The sequence below is a fragment of the Sphingomonas trueperi genome (assembly GCF_040545665.1).
Classification (GTDB): Bacteria; Pseudomonadota; Alphaproteobacteria; order Sphingomonadales; family Sphingomonadaceae; genus Sphingomonas; species Sphingomonas trueperi_B.
The window spans coordinates 481,286-500,194 of sequence record NZ_JBEPMH010000003.1; the positions used below are offsets into that span (position 1 = coordinate 481,286).

Sequence of the window (18,909 nt, forward strand, 5' to 3'; positions counted from 1 at the left end):
GGCTCCGGAGCCCGCGGGCGCGCGCGTCAAGGCAGCCGGCCGAACACGAAGGTCGCCACGGGCGAGGCATCCACCTCCACATCGACATAGCCGTGATGCCCCAGCAGATCTGCCAGTTCCGCGGGATCGAGGATCTCTCCACCGCTGCGAAGCGTGCGCAGCCGCGACATGGTCGCGGTGAAGGGCTCTGCAGGGATCGTGTAGAGGGACGCCACCAGCCACGCACCCGAACGAGAGGCCACGGCGATCCGCGCGACCGCGGTCTGCACAGTCGCGCGCGGCAGGAACATCGTCGGAAGCCATGCCAGCGTGAATCGCGGCGCCGTATCGAGGTCGCCGACGTCGAGCTCGCGCAGGTAGATCCGCGCCGCATAGGCGCTTGCCGCAACCCGCTGCTCGGCGATGCGCAGTGCAGGCGGCCAGATATCGATCGCCTCTACCTGCAGGTTCGGACAGGCCTCCGCCGCGCGCAGCGCGATACCCGCCACGCCCGTACCCACGTCCAGAAACCGCCCCGACAGACAGCCGGCCAACGCGGGTCGCGTTTCGGCGAGCGCCAGGATGCGGTCGAACGCGCTGCTGGATGCGCGCCCCATCGCTTCCATCTTGGTCGTGTCCGTGACGTTCCAGCCAGCGGGCGCCCCTGCATTGTTGAACAGGTCGCTGCTCTCGACGAGCGCCATTTCGACGATGCGGAGCAACTCCGCCGGATCAATGTCTTCAAGTTCGACGGGTGCCTCTTTCAATGCCAGCGAGGATCCACGTTCGATCTCGGCGCGGATCGCCGCATCGACCCCGCCGCCGGTGCCCGATCGAAGCTTGATGGACGCGCCGATCATCGCCAGCATGCGCGCGGATCGCGCAAGTTCCTGTAATTGCGAAACGATCCTGTTACTCATGCCCGAGCCTCCGATCGTGCGTGCAATGCAGGATTGTGCCGTGTGTCGTCCGCGATGCCGCTACGGGCGGACAGGATGGCGATAGCGATCAAGCCGCCGATCATGCCGACATGCTCACTCGAAACGTGCATCGCGATGGTGCGGAACGGCTCTTCCGGTATCGCCCAGAAGCGGTGGACGAGCAGGATGGTCAGGCCCGTGAACAGGCCCAGCGCGCCCGCGCCCAGCCAGGCGGCGCGGTTCAGGATGACGAGTGCCGATCCGCCCAGTTGCACGACGATCGTCGCGACATTGAAGGCCGCCGCGGGTTCGAGGCCGGCACGTGCCATTTCGGCCACGCCAGCGTCGAACAGGAAGAGCTTGGACAAGCCGCTGGACCAGAAGGGCAGCGTCAACAGGCCGCGGGCGAGCCACGCCATCATCGGCGTGCGCAAGAGCTTCGTGATGCGGTGCTGCAAATCGGGTCTCCAATATCGGGTGCGCGGGCGTGGGGACGGCAACGGCCTGTCCCTGCTCGCACCATGGGGGTTCGGTTGAAGTCGCCGATCCTGGGGGTCCTGCAGGAATGCCGTCGTCAGCGCCGAAGGATAATGCGCATGATGATAGGCACAGAAGCCTTCGAGGAGAGCTTCCCACGCCAGAAGCCACCCACCGGGGACTGGACGGTGATCAGGATCGAACATGGAACGCCGCTAGCCAGCCTGCTGCCACGGCAAGGCTACTGCCCATCTGCGCCTGGCTACACTTGCAATGCGGGACCGGATGCCTCCGCCGGCTGGGTTGCATTCGCGATGAAAACGCCACGGCCTGAAGCGCGAATGTAGCGAAGGCCCGCGCACGGCGGGGCACGACCACAGGCAGGGTGAACTCGCATGCTTTCAACGTCCCATGGGAAGGCGGCCGCCCTTCCTCCCGTTGCCCCCGTTTCCCGGTCCGAGCGCGTGCCGTCGCTGGACGTACTGCGCGGCGCGGCGCTGCTCGGGATCCTGGTGATCAACATCCAGATTTTCGCCGGCGCGCCGAGCATCGCGTTCAACGTGCCGCTCCGCGTCGTGACGTTCACCGGAGAGCATCCCGTTCTGAATGCAGCCGTGATGGTCCTGCAGTGGCTGTTCTTCGAGGGCAAGATGCGCGCCCTGTTCTCGATGCTGTTCGGCGCAGGCGCGCTGTTGCTGCTGAGCCGCATCGAAGCCCGCGAAGGTGCCGGCACCGCAGCCAAGATTTTCCATCGGCGCAACCTGTGGCTGCTGCTGTTCGGCACGCTGCACGGCACGCTGATCTGGAACGGCGACGTTCTCTTCTTCTATGCGGCCGTCGCGCTGCTGGCGCTCTACCCGTTGCGCCGTCTGGCCGGCAAATGGCTCATCGGCATCGGCCTGGCGGTGGCGCTGGTCGGCGGCACCTTCGGCGTCTGGAACATGATGGACGTCCCCGCCGCCTGGTCCGTCGCGCAGCTCGAGGAAAAGGCGCAGGACGCGATCGCGAAAGGCGAAAGCCCCACCACGGCCGAGGCCAAAGCCCTGGCCGGCGCGCAAGCCGCGCGACGCGACCAGATCGCGGGCATGAAGGCTGCGCCCGCCCCGGCGGCGGGCGCCTATGTCGACGGCATCCCGGCGGCCGCCTATCGCGGCTTCGTGACCGCGATCTTCAGCTCCGGCTGGATCCTGGAGACCCTGGGATTCCTCATCGCAGGGATGGGCCTGTTCAAGACCGGCTTCCTGACCGGCCGCCTGTCCTCCGCACACTATGTCGCCATCGCCGTGCTGGGATACGCGCTCGCCTTCCCGATCATCCTGGGCGGGCTGGCCCATGCCCATCGATACGGCTTCAGCAGCGCCGTGACGACAGTGGCGATGATGGCACCCTATGAACTCCAGACCATCGCGGCGTCGCTCGCCGACGCGTCGATCCTCCTCCTGCTGGTGCGGCATGGAAAGATGCTGCCGGTCCAGCGCGCCCTGGCCGCGGTCGGGCGGATGGCGCTGACCAACTACATCGCCACCAGCGCGATCTGCACGGGCATCTTCACCTGGACGGCCACCTTGCCGACGGGCACGCTCGAACAATATCAGATGATGCTGGTCGTCCTCTCGGTGTGGGCGTTCAACATTGCGTTCAGCCTGGCCTGGCTGCGTTTCTTCAGCTTCGGACCGCTGGAATGGCTATGGCGATCCCTGACCTATTGGAAGCTGCAACCGATGCTTCCCACGCGGAAAAGGTCCGCCTGAGCGAGAGGGCATGGGCACACGCCCATGCCCTCTCGCTCATCCGCAGCGGCGATCGCTCAGAATCGCGCACCACTTGCGTCCGCGACGTTCCTCGATGAAGATGAGGTATAGTATTTTCCCAAAAATAGGCATGAATAGAAATATATCGCAAACATCTATACACAGTTAATATTCCCAAGTTACCAGACTAGTTCAACACTCATACCACTGTACACCAATACGGCGTTGATGAAATCTGTCACGGGAGGCGCTTGCAACCAGATTCCAGTTGCCGCCAACAGCTAAAGTTTCGTTGCAAAAGTAACGCGATACCTTTCATCGTTCACACCCATATCACGAAACTGAAACGACGCGCTTCCAATGCTTGGGGCTGTAAGGCGCGCCGACAACCCCCGCCGTCGGCAGGGAACCCGTTCATGTCTGTCATCCTATTCGAGAGCACCTTGGGCCGCATGCTGCGCGCCACCCGCGGCGGCACGGACGTCAGCGAGGAGCTCGACGCCATTCCGCTGACCTGGTCCGCCGACATGCCCGACGTGATCCGCCAGGCGCTGCTGCAGCGGCCGGTCCTCAACAACGAAGTCCAGCTGCTGCTGGCGGGCGAGGTCCGCAGGATCGTGCTGACCAGGATCGGCCCGATGATCGGACCGGACACGCGATACACCCGAACGCTGCACGACACGGTGACACGGCAGATCACTGCCGAAACCCCGGCGTTGCAGCGGCGCGTCAACGATGCGATCGCCGCGAGCCTGAAGGCGTCCGGCGCCTGGGATGCCTATCGCCATGACAGCAGGAAGGAAGCCGCGCGCGTCGGGCTGACCCTCACCTTCGTGGTCGCCGGAATCGCGCTGGCGCCGCCTACGGTGGGCGTATCGCTGGCCATCACGATCATCAGCACCGTGCGCGGCGTGACAGACGTGATCAAGAAGCTCGCCGAAACCTATCGCTCCGCCGAGGAAAGCCGTGAGCGGGTGATATCGGAGATCACAAAACTCCGCGCAATCTATGAAGAAAGCCCGGCCAAGGGCAGGGCAATGCAGCTCGGCGGCGCGGTGGCCCATGCGCTGACGGTCGGCAAGATGGCGTCGCTGTACAAGCGGGATTGGGTGCCGGGATTCACCCGCATCAAGACCGAGCTCAACGCGTACAAGGGCAAGGTCGGCCATCTCGGCGACCATTCGGAGCGCCTGGCGCGGAAGCTGTACGACCTGCTGGAACAGATCGACGCCTTTGACGATCGCCACGGCGCGGGCGCCCCGTTCCGAGCCGAGTTCGCCAAGCTGCGGGACAAGGTGGCCGCCCTTATAGAGTTCGGCGTGCCCGGGCTGCGGCATGGCTTTCGCGGCACCTTCACCATCAACGAAGCATGGCAGAAATGCCAGCGCGAGATGGCGCAAATCTCGGCCGTGGAGACGCTGTTCAAGGATCTCAAAGCTCTTGAGCAGCGCGAAAACGTGGTCCTGATTGCGGATCGGGCGCTGACCCTGCTCACCAATATGGGCGTGGGGCTGGCAGGCTATAATGCGGCCCTGGCGCTGCCGAACCCCCATGGCATGGCCGAAGCGCAGGAAGCGTTGCGACTGACGCGGGATCACCAGGTGGCGCAGGGCGGCGTCGCCGCGTTCATCCTGGGGATCAAGCGCCAGTTCATGAGCGTGTTCAAGGATGCGCATGCACTTGCGAAGGAACTTGGGCTGGTGACGCCGGCTTCGTCCGACATCAGCGCGGAGACGGAGAAAATCCGGGTGGAGGTCAATTGCGTGGTCGCGCCGCCGCCAGCGCCGCGGCTGCCGGCCGCCACCCTGGCCGAGGTTACCCGACCAGGACCCGCGCCACAACGGCCGCAGCCCCCCACCAGACCGCTCCCGCCCCTGCCGAACGAAGCGTGGCGCAATCGCCCCCTGCCCCCCATCCCGGCGAACAGCCGCTAACCGCTACCGGACCTTCGCGACGCGGGGGGCGCTGCCGATGTCCCGGGCCGCGCTGTCGATCACCCGGGCGATGGCCTCGGGCTGGGTCATGAAGACGGCGTGGCTGCCTGGGACTTCGGTGATCTTCGCGCCGATGCGCTTTGCCATGTGCATCAGCATCCCCGCACCGAAGGCCTTGTCCTGCTGTGCGATGACGGCCCAGCTGGGCCGGGTGTGCCAGGCGGCCTGGGTGAGCCGCGTGCCGAAGACGGACATGTTGATCGGCACCTGGGAATCGCGCAGGAACGCGGCATCGGCATCCTTGGTGTCGGCCGCGAAGCCTGCCTTGAATCGCTGCAGATCGATGAACCCGTAGCCGTCGCTCTGCCTGTCGATCACGAATTCGGAAGCCGGTGGAAAGCCTTCATATTGCTGCGCGGTTGTCTCGCCGGCGTCGGGGGCGAGCGCGGATATGTAGACGAGCGCCTTCACCTTGGCGTGGACGCCCGCAGCCGTGATGACCGTGCCTCCCCAGCTATGGCCGACGAGGATCACCGGCCCGTCTTGCCGCTCGATCACCCGCGTCGTCGCATCCACATCGTCCTTCAGCGAGGTCAGCGGATTCTGGACGATGGCGACCCGATAGCCTCGCGCCGTGAGCGCATTGTAAAGCCCCCGCCAACCCGATCCGTCCGCAAACGCTCCATGCACCAGAACAATGCGGGCGGGTGTCGAGGGCACCGCGGCGGTCTGGGCCTCCGCGGCCGGGGCCAGCCCGAGCAGGGCGGCGGCGATCGCCTTACGCAAAAGAATAAATCGCATCATGATCTCTCCTGTGGAAAGGGCGCGGGTGCGCCGCCGTGAAGGGGCTGGTCGGCATGGCCGGCATCCGCCCCATGATCTCGCCACGGCTGCCGGGGCATCGAGGGCTCGCGATAGTGGCGCGTTGCGCCCGGCCGTTGCGGCAGCGTCAGAATAGCGTTTCGACCTGGGCGTCCAGCGCATAGCCGACGCCCCGCTCGGTTCGTATCAGCCCCCTGCCCGAGGGATGGCTTTCCAGCCTTCGCCGCAGCCTGAGGATCTGCACATCGATGCTTCGGTCATACACATCCTCCTGCGTCCTGGTGGCGCGCATCAGGTGCAGCCTCGACAAGGTGCGGCCCGGAGACGCCAGCAGCGCCACCAGCAGCGCATATTCCCGCTTCGTCAGGCTGACATCCGCGCCGTCGGGGGCTTTCAGCTCCCGCGTCGCGTTGCAAAGCTCCCACCCTCGAAACGCATAGCCGCCGCGGAGGCAGGCGATGACGTCGCGCCCCAGTTCCTGCCGGCGCAGGACCGCGCGTGCGCGCGCCAGCAACATGTCGGGGTTGAGGGGTCCGCTCAGCACATCGTCGGCCCCCAGTTCGAGCCCGATGATGCGATCGCCGTCTGCCTGAGGGCCATCCGCGTACAAGATCACGGGCACGTCAGACAGGGTTCGGATCTGCCGCAACATGTCCACTCCGTCCACCGCGCCCAAGCGCATGTTCAGCGTGATAAGCCCGAACGACTGGCTGCGGAGGTGGCGAAGCACGTCGGCCACCCCGCACCCCATCGGGGAGCATTGCCGATCGACGAGGTACGACAGGATCGCGCGGCGCGAGCCGAGATCCTCCTCGACGACAAGAACGCGCCCGATCTTCACGGATGCGACGGAGGAAATTGGATCTCCCATGTCTTCGTCGAAAGGCCCTACCGAATGGTACATGCCGGCAACCTCTCAGCTTGCCAGCGAGAGGCGTCGCGGCCGGCCCGCTGTGCGGACCGCGTTTTCAACGCGCGCACCCAGGGATGCCGGCACGTACGGCATGCCCGATGTGCGCGCACACGACGTTGAAGCCCGACTTCGACCTGATTGCGGCAGACGCGTCATTTCTGAAGTCCTTTCAACGCCAGGGGCCTCGGGGATCGTCCGAAGGTGGCAAATGGAAAGGCACGCGCCAATCGTGCTGGGTGGAGGGGCAACGCTGGGAATTGCTGGGTTTGCCCGCAGTCCCTCATACGAAAATGCGACGCACCCCATCCCCGAGGACAGGTCGACAGGCGACGCCGCAGGGCCCGCGCTACAGCGTGATGATTCCCCGTCGGAGCGCCGTAGTGACAGCCTGTGTCCGGTCGTTGACGCCGAGCTTCTGGAAGATCGTGCGCAGATGCGCTTTCACGGTCTGTTCGGAGACGGACAGTTCATGCGCCACGACCTTGTTGGCCTTGCCCGCCGCGACGAGCGCCAGGATGTCGACCTCCCGGGCACTCAGCGGCTCTTCGGCTGCGTGCAAGGCGATTTCCTGCGCCACGTCCGCCGGAATATAGCGTCGCCCGCCATGCACGGCACGAATAGCACGCAGCAATTCGTCGATCAGCGAGCTCTTGAGCAGATAGCCCGAGGCACCTGCCTTGAGCGCCTTCACCGCCTGCACGTCGCCGGGATAGGTCGTCAGAACGATGATCCGGGCCTGGGGCGCGCCGCTGCGGATCCGCTGGATCGCCTCGATGCCCGGCAGCACGGGCATCTGAAGGTCCATCAGCGTGACGTCGGGCCGCATGCGCGCGAAGGCCTCGACGGCTTCGGCGCCGTCCGCGGCCTCGGCAACCAGTTCGATGTCGGGTTCTGGCGCAAGGATCCCGGCGATACCCTGCCGCAACAGGACGTGGTCATCGACCACCAGGACGCGGATGGGCGGCGGCGTCATCGCGGGATCAGCCCACGGGAACGGTGCGGCAGGGCGTGGACGCCGAAACGGCGGGCAGCATGATCCAGGCAGGTCATGCGCCCGGGCACGATGCGCGCCACATCGGTGCTCTCGCCTACCTGGCTGGTCACGACAAGCCGCCCCCTATCCGCTCGGCACGTGCGCGCAGACCGTCACGTTCGGCCCGCCCGCCGCGGGCGAGCACCTCCGCCGGGAGTCCCATGCCGTCGTCGCGCAGCAACCGTCTCACCCTTCCATGGTCCCACATCAACAGGATCTCGATTTCGCTCGGTTCTGCATCTTGTCGAACGTTGTGCACCGCCTCTTCGGCAATCTGCAACCGTTCATCCGGCAGGGGATGCAGCGCGCCAGACCAGCCCTCGGCAGCCTCGACATCCCGGCCCCGCGCCCCAGATCAGGGAAATGGTCTACCTCTCCGGTACGGCACTGGCACACCCCGAAAGACCCATTCGGCGATACCTCGTCTCGGGGTGCCTGGAAGGACGAGGCACTGCTAGCTGCTACGCCGTATGCCATGCGTTCCGCCCGCGTTCCTGCGGGCCGTAGCGGCGCAGGGCCGCTGCACCCGCGCCTTATCCGCCGCGCTTGTGATCCTCGGGCGGTGGATCCGGGTGACGGCAATCCTCTGTATTGCCGTGCCTTCGTCCGAGCCGGGACGAGGCGAGGACCTGACAGGATGGGGCGCGCATCGTTGCGACGCCGCCGCGATATGGCTGTTCGGTGCCGGTGCCTGTTCGAGGAATGCCGACATAGGCGACCGGCAAACGATCATCCTCCGGGGGAGCCGGGACGAAAGCGCCGTCTCACCCAAATGACGGATGTAACACTAGCCCTGGTTGGGGTGTCGCCGCCTGATGCCGCGTGGGAAACTGCCAGCAGATCGAAGCGGATGCGATGAAGGGTCAAGAGATGCATGTGATCGACCGCACCGGGCTGGAGATGCAATCCCCATTCTGGCCGAAGGTTGGTAAAAGCGACAAAGGCCCACACGGGCCATTCGGCGGCGCGCAGGTGCCTTTGGACTCGTCGGATGATCTCGATGACCGGAGCACCGCCCCATTTGTCGTCGTCGTCGATGATGATCCAATGGTTCGCGAGGTGATCCTATCGCTTCTGGAAACCGTCGACATCGAAGTGCTCGCCTTTGGCTCCGGCAGGGAGATGCTGCAGGCCGATCTGCCCGATCGCCCGGGCTGCTTCGTTCTCGACGTCCGCATGCCCGGTCTTAGCGGCCTCGACGTGCAACAGATCCTCCTGTCGCAGGGAAGCCGCCGGCCGATCGTGTTCCTGACCGGCCATGGCGACATTGCGATGAGCGTGCAGGCGATGAAGCTGGGCGCCGTGGACTTCCTCACCAAGCCCTTTCGCCACCAGGCGCTCCTCGATGCGATCGCTCGCGCAACGGAGCAGGACCGCAACCGCCGCGCGGCCGACGAGATCGTCAATCGCCGTGCCGCCATGCTGGCAACGCTGACGCCGCGCGAACGCCAGGTCCTGCGCGCGGTGGTGACCGGACGGATCAACAAGCAGATCGCGTACGAACTGGGGATCAGCGAAATCACCGTCAAACTGCACCGCGGAAGCATGATGCGGAAGCTGAGGGCCTCGTCGGTCGGCGACCTTGTCCGTTTGTGGGAGTGGCTCCCGCCGCCGGTCCGCGACCACCAGCTCGCGGGGAGCTGACGCGCCGATCGCGCGCAGAGGCGCCCGAGCCAAGCCCGCACAGAAATTATATATCGCGATATCTATTATTGCTAGACAGAATCGGAATGAGCTTCTACAGACCGATATCGCGATAACTAATGTCGCAAAAAGGGAGATAGTCATGAAGATCCGTCACGCCGTTCTCGCCGCCGTCGCAACCATCGGCTTTGCGGGCGCGGCCAGCGCGCAAACCGTCAAGAACATCGTGCTCGTCCACGGCGCTTTCGCGGACGGATCGGGATGGAAGGGCGTGTATGAGGAGCTGACCGCGCGCGGCTACCGTGTCAGCATCGTCCAGAATCCGCTGACCTCGTTCGACGACGACGTCGCGGCGACAAACCGCGTCCTGGCGCAGCAGAACGGCCCCGCGATCCTGGTCGGCCACAGCTATGGGGGCAGCGTCATCACCCAGGCCGGCGGCAGCAACAAGGTTGTCGGCCTGGTCTATGTTGCCGCCTTCGCACCGGAAGTGGGCACGTCCACGCTCGATCAATATGCCGAGGTCGCGCCGCCGCCGAACTTCGTCCCCGAAGAGACGGCGGACGGCTTCGCGTTCCTCAACAAGCAGAAGTTCAAGGCGGGCTTTGCCGCCGACACCAGCGAGGCGGTCGGCGCGCTCCTGCGGGACAGCCAGGTTCCGGTCGCCATGGCCGCGCTGAAGGCGAAGGTGACCTTTGCGGCATTCAAGTCCAAGCCCAGCTGGGCAGTGGTCGCCACCGAGGACGGCGCGATCGACCCCAAGCTGCTGCGCAGCACGGCGCGCCGGATCGGCGCGGTCACCACCGAAGTGAAAGGCAGCCATGTCGTGTTCCTGACCCAGCCCAAGGCGGTTGCCGACGTCATCGATCAAGCCGCCAAAGGGGCGCTGACCATCAAGCCGCAGGCTGCTGCAGCGAAGTGACCGGAGGAAATGCCGCGCCGCGCAGGCGGCGCGGCACCTTTGCATTGGGGAGACATGCAATGCTGCCCAGAACCTGCCCGGCGGCCCTGCCGGCCCTTCTGGCGCTCGCGAGCCCTGCACAGGCGCAAGCGATCGAGCGTTTCGACCGCCACGTCACGTTGCCGATCGCAAGAGCTGTGCAGGTGCCTCCGTCGGGGGAAACGCTGTACGTGAGCGGCGAGGTGGCATCCCCGATCGTGGCCGCCGGCACGCAGGGCGAAGCGCCGGTCTATGGCAACACGGAAGCGCAGACATCGAGCGTGTTCGAGAAGATCGAGCGGACGCTGCGGGAGCGCGGCTATGCTCTGGGCGACGTGGTGAAGCTGACGGTGTTTCTCGTCGGCGTTCCCGAGAAGGCCGGCCAGCTGGACATGGATGGGTTCACCCGCGCCTATCTCCGCTATTTCGGCACCGCCGCGCAGCCCAACCTTCCCGCCCGTTCGACGGTGCAGGTCGCCGGCTTGTCCCGGCCCGGCTATCTGGTCGAGATCGAAGCGACCGCCGCCAGAAGCGCGAAAGCAAGGTCCGGTGAGGTCGAAAGGCCGGCTGTCGCGAACAATTGAGAGGATGCAGATACGACCATGCGAGCTTTCAGGCAAGCGATGACCCTGCGTTGAGACTGGTGATCCATACGCGCAGCGAGTGACCGTCCTCCGGCACCGGGCGCATCGAAGGTGCCCCCGTCACGCGACACCGCCCTTTCCGCCTATGGCCGTGACCGATCATAGGTAGCTGCGGCATCCGCCATCGCCCGCTCGTGCGCCAAGGCCCAGGAGCACAGCGCTTCGAACGGACCACGGAGCGAGTGTCCCAAAGGGGTGATCGCATAGACGACACCGATCGGCGTTGTCGGGATCACCGTGCGGGTCACCAGTCCATGGCGTTCGAGACGCTTCAGCGCGTCCGCGAGCGATTTGTGGGTAATGCCGTCGAGCCGCCGCTTGATCGCATTGAAGCGCGCCGGTTGCGGGCACAGCACGGTCAGGATCATGATCGTCCACTTGTCGGCGATCTTGTCGAGCACGGGACGGATCCTCGGCACGTCCAGCATCGCCTGATCGGACAGGGCATGCAGGTCGGTATCATCCGGCATATCTACGCTACTCCAGATGCGTTCTTGATATCAGATATGCGGTGTATATCTGAATTGCCGTCTCAAATGGAAGGACGGACGATGGCAAGGATGACAGGCAAGATCGCGGTGGTGGTCGGCGGAGCGAAGGGGATCGGCTTCGCGATTGCCGGCGGACTCTCGAAGGAGGGCGCGACGGTCCTTTTGACCGGTCGGAAGCCTGACGAAGTCGCCGCTGCGGCAGAAACCATCGGCGCATCCGCGCGGGGCATCCAGGCCGATGCGGCGAGCCAGGCCGATCTGGAACGAGTCATGGCCGAAGCCAAGCGTCTCCACGGCAGGATCGACGTCCTGGTGCTGAATGCCGGGCTTTCGGAGCCGGCAACGATTACCGAGGAAACAGGCGAGCACTTCGACCGGCATTTCGCGGTCAACGTGCGCGCCGCGCTGTTCGGCATCCAGGCGGCGCTGCCTGCAATGGAGGACGGGGCATCCGTGGTGCTGGTTGGCTCGATCGCGGACGTGATGGGCGTGACGCCGTTCAGCACCTATGGGGCCACGAAGGCGGCGCTGCGATCCTATGCGCGCAGCTGGGCGGCCGAACTCGCATCACGCCGCATCCGCGTCAACGTCGTCGCCCCGGGGCCGACCGACACGGACATGATGGCGGCGGTATCCGAAGAGATGCGGCAGGCGCTGATCGCCCCCATTCCCCTGGGCCGCATGGCGCATGTCGACGAAGTCGCGTCCGCAGCGGTGTTTCTGCTTAGCGACGAAGCCAGCTTCATCACGGGTGCCGAACTCTGCGTCGATGGCGGTATGCGGCAGGTATGAGGTAACGGTGGCACCGCCTGTCGGGCGGTGCCCGCCTCCGCATCAGAGAAATCGATCGCGGTGCTCCTCTGCCCATCCGGCAAAGGGCTTCGGATCCTTGCCCGTGATGCGGCGAAGCGCATGCGTCACTTCGCAAATGTGCGGGTTCGATCAGTCGCCGCAAAGGAAAGCAAAATAACGCAGAGCTGATTGCCGGATGGTAGCGCTACCCTTAGCATGGCGAAAAACAAGAGCCATCAGGAGAGCGCGGGCGTGATTCGCGATTTAGGCAACGGGGTTGCGTCGGGCTTCGACACGCATGCTTTCGCCCCGCGATACGAACCGGCGCCCCCTCCAGTTTTGTGGCGGTCGGCGCCGATCACGCGGTCCGGAGATGCCTGCTTGCAGCGTATCTACAGCTGGCCAGCGTCCAAGCGGCGCGGCCGCCCAGATATTCTCGAACGGGCGGCTGCCCATTGTTTCCGGCGGACGCGCCGCATGGGCCGATCCGACGAAGTTACCGGCTGAAAGCGACGCGCGACGGCTGGTGAAACAACCGCGGCAAGGTCGGCCGCCAACATCTTCTACCCGTTGACCACGATCAATCGCGGCACCGGCAAACACAATCCTTAGGAGAGATGCATGCCCCGTAAGGTTCTGTCCGCCTTGCTCGCCTCGGTAGCGGCCTGCGCCGTTTCCGGCACGGCCATCGCGCAATCCTTGACGCTCACGCCGGCGGACACGCTCGAGAGGCAGGGCCTGACGGTCATTGTCGACCAGAACCAGTTCAGCCCGATCTTCTTCGACGAGAAGAATGCGGGCATCCAGATCGTGCTGCACGGGAACCGCATCGCCACGGATGGCGCGGTGCGCCTCGACAAGACGCCCGAACAATGGGCGCCCGTTCCCGCCTTTGTCAGCCGCACCCGCGGTGCGGAGCCCAACCAGCTGGTCGTCCGTTCGTCGTACAAGGACGTGGAGCTCGACTATTCGGTCAAGGTCACCGCCGAAGGCGACGGCTTCCGCATCGCCGTCGATCTCGACCGCCCCTTGCCCGCGGCGCTGGCGGGCAAGGCCGGCTTCAACCTCGATTTCCTGCCGAGCGCCTATTTCGGCAAGACCTATATAATGGACGCCGCCCCCGGGCTGTTCCCGCGGCACCCGACTGGCCCGATGGCGAAGGACGGCTCGGGCGACCCGCTGCCGCTGGCATCGGGCGGCAAGTCGGTCACGCTGGCGCCCGAAGATCCGATGACGCGCGTCACCATCACCTCCGACCGGGGCTCGTTGGCACTCTACGATGCCCGCGCGCGCGCGCAGAATGGCTGGTTCGTCGTGCGATCGATGATCGCCGAAGGTGCGAAGGAGAATGCCGTCGTCTGGCATGTCCGCCCCAATGTTGTGAAGGACTGGGTGCGGGCTCCGGTCGTCTCGTTCAACCAGGCGGGCTATACGCCGAACCGGCCCAAGGTTGCGCTGATCGAGCTGGATCCGCACTTCAAGGCACCGGCAGAGGCCGAGCTGGTCCGGCTTACCGCCGACGGTCGCGAAGAGCCGGTGCTCCGCGCGCGCACGCTGCCCCGCGGACACTGGACGCGCTACGACTATGCGGCGTTCGACTTCTCCAGCGTGCGCGCGCCCGGCATCTACGCGATCCGCTATGCGGGCGCCACGACCAACCCGTTCCGCATCGCGCCCGATGCCTATGCGCGGATCTGGCAGACCTCGCTCGACACGTTCCTCGCCGAGCAGATGGACCATGTCGGCATCCGCGAGCAGTATCGCGTCTGGTCCGCGCCCTCGCACCTCGATGACGCGCGTCAGGCCCCGCCCAACATCACGCATTTCGACGGCTACAAGATGGGTGCGAACTTGGATTCGCCGTTCAAGGCCGGCGAGCATATCCCCGGTCTCGCCGTCGGGGGCTTCCAGGATGCGGGGGACTACGACATTCAGACCCCCGAGAACGCGATGGTCGTGCGCGACCTCGTCTGGGCCCGCGAGCTGTTCGGGCTCGATTGGGATGAAACCAGCGTCGACGAAGCAGCGCGCGCGGTCGAGATCCGCAAGCCCGACGGCGTCGAGGATTCGCTGCAGCAGATCCGGCACGGCGCGCTGCAGTTGCTCGCGCAGTACAAGGTCTTCGGCCACGCCATCGTAGGAATCGTCGATCCGACGCTGCGCCAATATGCGCATCTCGGCGATGCCGGCTCGCAGACCGACGGGCTGACCTATGATCCGTCGCTAAAGCCCGCCGAGCGCAAGAACGGCGCGTCGGGCGCGCAGGACGATCGCTGGGCGTTCACGACGGACCTTCCTGCCAACAATTTGATGGTCGCGGCGGGGTTGGCCGGTGCGAGCCGCGCGCTGGCCGAGAGCGATCCGACGATGGCAGCCGAAGCGCTCCGCGCCGCCGAGGCGCTCTGGGCCAAGCAGCAGCAGGGCGTCGTCAAGGCCGGCGACGGCCGCGACGATTCGACCTCGCCGCGATCGGCGGAAGGCGCCAACGTCACTGCCACGGTCGAGCTGCTGATCACCACCAAGGGCAGCAAGGCCTATGCCGACCGGCTGCGCGCGCTGCTGCCGGTGATACGCGACAATTTCGAATGGACCGCGGCACCGGCGGTGCGCGCCATCCCCTTCATGGATGCCGCCTATCGCGCGCAGCTCGCGCCGCTGGTCCGCGCAATGAAGGCGAAGGTCGACCAGGATCGCGCGAACAACCCGTTCGGCGTGCCGATCGCCACCGGGACCTGGGCAGGCTCCAACCAGGTGGTCGCCTTCGGCTCGACCATGTACCTGCTGCACAAGGCGTTTCCGGAGCTGGTCGGCACCCGCTACACGCTCGACGCGATCGACTATGTGCTGGGGCGGCATCCGGCCAACAACCTGTCCTTGGTCTCGACCGTCGGCACCGCGTCGAAGCTGATCGGCTATGGCCACAACCGTGCCGACTACAGCTTCATCCCCGGCGGCCTCGTCCCCGGCGTGCTGATCGTCAAACCCGACTTTCCGGAGGCGAAGACGGACTGGCCGTTCCTGTGGTTCGAGAACGAGTACACCGTCAGCACCACCACCGCCTACATCCTCGCCGCCCGCGCCGCGATGGCAGCAGCGGAAGAGGCGAACTAGAGTGTGGCCTGTTCGCTTTTGCAATGCCGATTGCGCGACCAGCCTGACGTGACAAGGAAGAAGTCGATGATGAAGCGCCTGCTCGCCGCCGCTCTGGTCGTTGCCGTTACCGCCTCCCCCGCCAGCGCACAGCTCAGGCTGCCCCATCTGTTCAGCGACCATGCCGTTCTGCAGCGCGATCGGCCGCTGCACGTCTGGGGCTGGTCCAGCGCAGGGGCGACCATCACCGTCTCCCTCCACGGCCAGTGCGCGACAGCCATCGCCGACCGGCTCGGCCGCTGGGAGGTTTGGCTGAAGCCCGAGGCGGCAGGTGGCCCCTATGTGCTCACCGTCGACGGCGGCACTGCCGAAGGGCGGGCGCAGGTCCAGGACGTGATGCTCGGCGATGTGTGGTTCGCGTCGGGCCAGTCCAACATGGAGTTCCCGCTCAACGGCTTTAAAGGCGCGCCCCTGAACAACGGCGCCGCGGAAATCGCCGCAGCGACCAATCCGCGCGTGCGACTTCTCCGCCTCGAGCACAAGAGCAGCACGACGCCGCTCCGCGACATCGATGCGACCTGGACGACGACGACGCCCGCGACCGCAGCCGATTTCTCGGCGATCGGCTATTTCTTTGCGCGCGAAATCGCCGCGCGCGAGAAGGTGACGGTCGGCGTGATCGACTCCACCTGGGGCGGCACGCCCGCCGACAGCTGGGTGTCGACGGATGCCTTCGCCACCGACGCGACGCTCGCCCCCGCGCTCGACGCGCGCGCCCGCTTCCAGCAGGACCAGGCCGACGCCGATCTCGCGCTCGCGGCCGAGGCGCGCGAGGACGCCGCGATCCGCGCTTCCGGGGGCACGCCGCCCTCGCACCCATGGCACCCGCCCGAGGAAGCATATCGGCCGTCTTCGCTCTACAACGCGATGGTCGCGCCGTTTACCGGCTACGGCATCAAGGGCGTGATCTGGTACCAGGGCGAGACCAACAGCAACGTCGCGCGCGCGCCTTATTATGCCGCACTGTTCCGTGGCCTGATCACCGACTGGCGGCACAATTTCGCGCAAGGCGACTTCCCGTTCCTCTACGCGCAGATCTCGTCGTTCAACTCGCCCGAGGAGGAATGGGGCCTGGTGCGCGACGCGCAGCGCCGGGCACTGGGGCTGGTCAACACCGCGATGGTCGTCACCACCGACGTCGGCGACCCGGATAATGTGCATCCGGGCGACAAGCAGACGGTCGCCGCCCGGCTCGCGCTTGCGGCACGGGGAATCGCCTATGGCGAGCGCGTTGCCTATCAGGGCCCGCTGTTCCGCCAGGCAACCGGCGAAACCGGCGGGATGCGGATCTGGTTCGATCACGCCGACGGCCTGACCAGCCGCGGTGCACCCGTGCCGGGCTTCGAAATCGCCGGAGCGGACCGCAAGTTCGTCGCCGCAACCACGCGGATCGACGGCGAGACGGTGGTGGTGACCGGCGCCGTACCGCAACCCCGCTATGTCCGCTACAACTGGAGCGGCGTCGTGCCGGGCAGCCTGTACAATGCCGCAGGCCTGCCCATGTCGACCTTCACCTCCGAGGAGCGGATCCAGGGGCATCTCGCCTTTCCCTGAACGGGGTCACCGGCCCAAAGCCGAGCGCGCCGGCAGCCCCCCGCCGCGTCGGGCGATCGCTACAGCATTTCCAGCCGGCTTGGCTTGGACGGTGCGGGGAAAGCCCGGTCAAGGGCGGCGAGCACATCGTCGTCGAGGTGGAGATCCGCGGCGCCCGCATTCTCGCGCACATGCGCCGCCGTTCCCGCCTTCGGTATCGCGATCAGGTTCTTCCTGCGGAGCAGCCACGCCAATGCGACCTGCGCCGGCGTCGCGGAGAGCGCGTCGGCGATCTCCTGGAGTGCAGCGTTTCCGACCAGCCGCCCCTGCTCGACCGGACTGTACGCCATGCCGGCCATCTGCCGGGCATCCAGCCAGGGAAGCAGATCGAACTCCGGGCCGCGGCGCCCGAGATTGTAGAGGATCTGATCGGCGGCGCAGTCCTCCCCGCCCGCCGCGACGAGCTCCGCCATGTCGTCCCTGTCGAGGTTGCTGACGCCCCAGTAGCGGATCTTCCCGGCATCGCGCAGCGCGTGCATCGCATCGATCGTCTCGGCGAATGGTACGCTGCCGCGCCAGTGCAGCAGATACAGGTCGATGCGGTCCGTGCCGAGCCGCCGAAGGCTGGCCTCGCACGCCTTGGGCAGCCGCTCGCGGCCCGCATTCTGCGGATAGGCCTTGCTCACGATGAACAGATCGTCCCGCCGGTCGCCGAGCGCCTCGCCGATCAGGGTTTCGGCTGCGCCCTCTCCATACATCTCGGCCGTGTCGATGAGCGTCATGCCCGCCTCCACGCCCGCACGCAGCGCCGCGATCTCGGCGGTGCGCAGATCCCGGCGCTCGCCCATCTGCCACGTGCCCTGGCCCAGGGCGGCAACGGTGGCGCCGCCGGGGAGCGTAACCGAGCCGATCACTCGGCCAGATCCAGAAGGACCTTGCCGCGGGGATGCTCCTCGCGGGCGAAGCGCTGCGCCTCGCGGATGTCGTCGAGCGGAAAGCGCTTCGCGATTTCCACGCGAACCTGGCCGTCCGCGATCAGGCCGAGTACCTGCTCGAGTTCGGCCGCGTCGGGATCGGCATGCCAGCGCGGCACCGTGCGGATCCCGAATTCCGCGGCCTTCTTCTCGTCCGGCTCCAGCGTCGACACGAGGATGCCGCCCTTGCGAAGCGTGGGGAACGAGCGCGCCTGGGTCTCGCCGCCCTGCGTGTCGAACACCATGTCGAGATCCGTGGCGATGTCCTCGAAGCGCTGCTTCGCATAGTCGATCGCCGTGTCCGCGCCGAGCGCGCGCACGAAGTCGAGGTCGCGCTCGGAGGCGGTGGCGAACACGGTTGCCCCCTTCCAGCGGGCGAACTGCACCGCCAGGTGGCCGACACCGCCGGCCCCGCCATGGATCAGCACGCGCTGGCCCGCCTCGAGGCCGCCATGATCGAACAGCCCCTGCCATGCGGTCATCGCCGCCAGTGGCAGCGCACCGGCGACCTCGATGTCCACGCCGTCGGGTACCTTCGCCAACTCGCTGGTCCTCACCACGACCCGCTCGCCCTGCGCACCGCGGTCCGGTCCGATAAAGGCGCAGACCCGATCGCCGACCGCCCATTCCCCGCTCTCGCTGCCGACGGTCTCGATCGTGCCGGCCAGGTCGCGCCCGAGAACGAACGGCAGCTTGTCCGCGCCCATCGGCGGATACTTCCCTTCTGCCGTCTTCCAGTCGACCGGATTGATGCTCGCCACCGCGACGCGAACGACGACCTCGTCGGACGCCGGCGCAGGTACGGGCAGCGCTTTCACCTGGACGACCTCCGGGCCGCCGAATGTCTCAATCCATACGGCGCGCGTGTTTCCGGCTTCAATGGCCATAATCGTCTCCAACGGGAATCACGCC

General features: G+C 66.3%; 17 protein-coding genes. 8 read left to right on the top strand and 9 right to left on the bottom strand.

Annotated elements, in window-relative coordinates; translation table 11 throughout:
• Positions 1-26: 26 nt before the first annotated feature.
• Together ABIC65_RS13085 and ABIC65_RS13090 are read right to left on the bottom strand one after the other, a co-directional pair.
• The gene (locus tag ABIC65_RS13085; RefSeq protein ID WP_354309263.1) at positions 27-848 is read right to left on the bottom strand and encodes an SAM-dependent methyltransferase; all 822 of its coding nucleotides are present in this window, start codon (positions 846-848) and stop codon (positions 27-29) included.
• A gap of 47 nt (positions 849-895) precedes the next feature.
• Entirely contained in the window at positions 896-1,357 is a 462-nt protein-coding gene (locus tag ABIC65_RS13090; RefSeq protein WP_354309265.1) for a DoxX family protein, read from the bottom strand.
• 483 nt (positions 1,358-1,840) lie between these two features.
• Here ABIC65_RS13090 and ABIC65_RS13095 point away from each other — a divergent pair, with 483 nt between their 5' ends.
• Positions 1,841-3,127 (top strand): DUF418 domain-containing protein, encoded by a 1,287-nt coding sequence (locus ABIC65_RS13095; protein WP_354309267.1) that lies wholly within the window; start codon positions 1,841-1,843, stop codon positions 3,125-3,127.
• Between the two features lie 452 nt (positions 3,128-3,579).
• Positions 3,580-5,061, top strand: coding sequence for a hypothetical protein (locus ABIC65_RS13100; RefSeq protein ID WP_354309269.1), 1,482 nt, complete (start codon positions 3,580-3,582; stop codon positions 5,059-5,061).
• 3 nt (positions 5,062-5,064) lie between these two features.
• On the opposite strand, the gene ABIC65_RS13105 is transcribed toward ABIC65_RS13100, so the two are convergent.
• The 4 genes from ABIC65_RS13105 to ABIC65_RS13120 all read right to left on the bottom strand — a co-directional run bounded on the left by ABIC65_RS13105 (position 5,065) and on the right by ABIC65_RS13120 (position 8,109).
• A complete protein-coding gene (locus ABIC65_RS13105; RefSeq protein ID WP_354309271.1) occupies positions 5,065-5,865 on the bottom strand; it encodes an alpha/beta fold hydrolase in 801 nt (266 codons plus the stop codon).
• A 145-nt stretch (positions 5,866-6,010) separates the two neighbouring features.
• The gene (locus ABIC65_RS13110; protein WP_354309272.1) at positions 6,011-6,787 is read right to left on the bottom strand and encodes a response regulator transcription factor; all 777 of its coding nucleotides are present in this window, start codon (positions 6,785-6,787) and stop codon (positions 6,011-6,013) included.
• A gap of 355 nt (positions 6,788-7,142) precedes the next feature.
• On the bottom strand, positions 7,143-7,769 hold the full coding sequence (locus ABIC65_RS13115; protein WP_354309274.1) for a response regulator transcription factor: 627 nt from the start codon (positions 7,767-7,769) through the stop codon (positions 7,143-7,145).
• Between the two features lie 127 nt (positions 7,770-7,896).
• The gene (locus ABIC65_RS13120; RefSeq protein ID WP_354309275.1) at positions 7,897-8,109 is read right to left on the bottom strand and encodes a hypothetical protein; all 213 of its coding nucleotides are present in this window, start codon (positions 8,107-8,109) and stop codon (positions 7,897-7,899) included.
• Between the two features lie 590 nt (positions 8,110-8,699).
• Here ABIC65_RS13120 and ABIC65_RS13125 point away from each other — a divergent pair.
• The 3 genes from ABIC65_RS13125 (at position 8,700) to ABIC65_RS13135 (ending at position 10,997) form a co-directional block, all read left to right on the top strand.
• On the top strand, positions 8,700-9,473 hold the full coding sequence (locus tag ABIC65_RS13125) for a response regulator transcription factor (RefSeq protein WP_354309277.1): 774 nt from the start codon (positions 8,700-8,702) through the stop codon (positions 9,471-9,473).
• A gap of 142 nt (positions 9,474-9,615) precedes the next feature.
• Positions 9,616-10,395: an alpha/beta fold hydrolase gene (locus ABIC65_RS13130; protein ID WP_354309278.1), complete on the top strand. Its 780-nt coding sequence runs from the start codon at positions 9,616-9,618 to the stop codon at positions 10,393-10,395.
• Positions 10,396-10,454: 59 nt separating this feature from the next.
• Positions 10,455-10,997, top strand: coding sequence for a RidA family protein (locus tag ABIC65_RS13135; protein WP_354309280.1), 543 nt, complete (start codon positions 10,455-10,457; stop codon positions 10,995-10,997).
• 143 nt (positions 10,998-11,140) lie between these two features.
• Here the strand turns inward: ABIC65_RS13135 and ABIC65_RS13140 are convergent, their stop codons facing one another.
• Entirely contained in the window at positions 11,141-11,527 is a 387-nt protein-coding gene (locus ABIC65_RS13140) for a winged helix-turn-helix transcriptional regulator (RefSeq protein WP_354309281.1), read from the bottom strand.
• A gap of 90 nt (positions 11,528-11,617) precedes the next feature.
• Between ABIC65_RS13140 and ABIC65_RS13145 the strand changes: the two genes are divergently transcribed.
• The 3 genes from ABIC65_RS13145 (at position 11,618) to ABIC65_RS13155 (ending at position 17,044) form a co-directional block, all read left to right on the top strand.
• On the top strand, positions 11,618-12,340 hold the full coding sequence (locus ABIC65_RS13145; RefSeq protein WP_354309282.1) for an SDR family NAD(P)-dependent oxidoreductase: 723 nt from the start codon (positions 11,618-11,620) through the stop codon (positions 12,338-12,340).
• Between the two features lie 621 nt (positions 12,341-12,961).
• Complete coding sequence (locus ABIC65_RS13150) at positions 12,962-15,451, top strand: glycoside hydrolase family 9 protein (protein ID WP_354309283.1); 2,490 nt, start codon at positions 12,962-12,964, stop codon at positions 15,449-15,451.
• Positions 15,452-15,517: 66 nt separating this feature from the next.
• A complete protein-coding gene (locus ABIC65_RS13155; RefSeq protein ID WP_354309285.1) occupies positions 15,518-17,044 on the top strand; it encodes a sialate O-acetylesterase in 1,527 nt (508 codons plus the stop codon).
• Between the two features lie 59 nt (positions 17,045-17,103).
• Here ABIC65_RS13155 and ABIC65_RS13160 read toward each other — a convergent pair whose 3' ends face one another.
• Together ABIC65_RS13160 and ABIC65_RS13165 are read right to left on the bottom strand one after the other, a co-directional pair.
• Entirely contained in the window at positions 17,104-17,934 is an 831-nt protein-coding gene (locus ABIC65_RS13160) for an aldo/keto reductase (protein WP_354309402.1), read from the bottom strand.
• Positions 17,934-18,884, bottom strand: coding sequence for an NADP-dependent oxidoreductase (locus ABIC65_RS13165; protein WP_354309286.1), 951 nt, complete (start codon positions 18,882-18,884; stop codon positions 17,934-17,936). The genes ABIC65_RS13160 and ABIC65_RS13165 overlap by 1 nt, the downstream gene beginning before the upstream one ends.
• Between the last annotated feature and the right edge of the window lie 25 nt (positions 18,885-18,909).

Coding starts and splice junctions, on each gene's coding strand:
- ABIC65_RS13105 (WP_354309271.1), bottom strand. CDS start 5,865: ATGATGCGATTTATTCTTTTGCGTAAGGCGATCGCCGCCGCCCTGCTC.
- ABIC65_RS13085 (WP_354309263.1), bottom strand. CDS start 848: ATGCTGGCGATGATCGGCGCGTCCATCAAGCTTCGATCGGGCACCGGC.
- ABIC65_RS13115 (WP_354309274.1), bottom strand. CDS start 7,769: ATGACGCCGCCGCCCATCCGCGTCCTGGTGGTCGATGACCACGTCCTG.
- ABIC65_RS13100 (WP_354309269.1), top strand. CDS start 3,580: ATGCTGCGCGCCACCCGCGGCGGCACGGACGTCAGCGAGGAGCTCGAC.
- ABIC65_RS13140 (WP_354309281.1), bottom strand. CDS start 11,527: ATGCCGGATGATACCGACCTGCATGCCCTGTCCGATCAGGCGATGCTG.
- ABIC65_RS13130 (WP_354309278.1), top strand. CDS start 9,616: ATGAAGATCCGTCACGCCGTTCTCGCCGCCGTCGCAACCATCGGCTTT.
- ABIC65_RS13165 (WP_354309286.1), bottom strand. CDS start 18,884: ATGGCCATTGAAGCCGGAAACACGCGCGCCGTATGGATTGAGACATTC.
- ABIC65_RS13150 (WP_354309283.1), top strand. CDS start 12,962: ATGCCCCGTAAGGTTCTGTCCGCCTTGCTCGCCTCGGTAGCGGCCTGC.
- ABIC65_RS13145 (WP_354309282.1), top strand. CDS start 11,618: ATGACAGGCAAGATCGCGGTGGTGGTCGGCGGAGCGAAGGGGATCGGC.
- ABIC65_RS13135 (WP_354309280.1), top strand. CDS start 10,455: ATGCTGCCCAGAACCTGCCCGGCGGCCCTGCCGGCCCTTCTGGCGCTC.
- ABIC65_RS13125 (WP_354309277.1), top strand. CDS start 8,700: ATGCATGTGATCGACCGCACCGGGCTGGAGATGCAATCCCCATTCTGG.
- ABIC65_RS13110 (WP_354309272.1), bottom strand. CDS start 6,787: ATGTACCATTCGGTAGGGCCTTTCGACGAAGACATGGGAGATCCAATT.
- ABIC65_RS13155 (WP_354309285.1), top strand. CDS start 15,518: ATGATGAAGCGCCTGCTCGCCGCCGCTCTGGTCGTTGCCGTTACCGCC.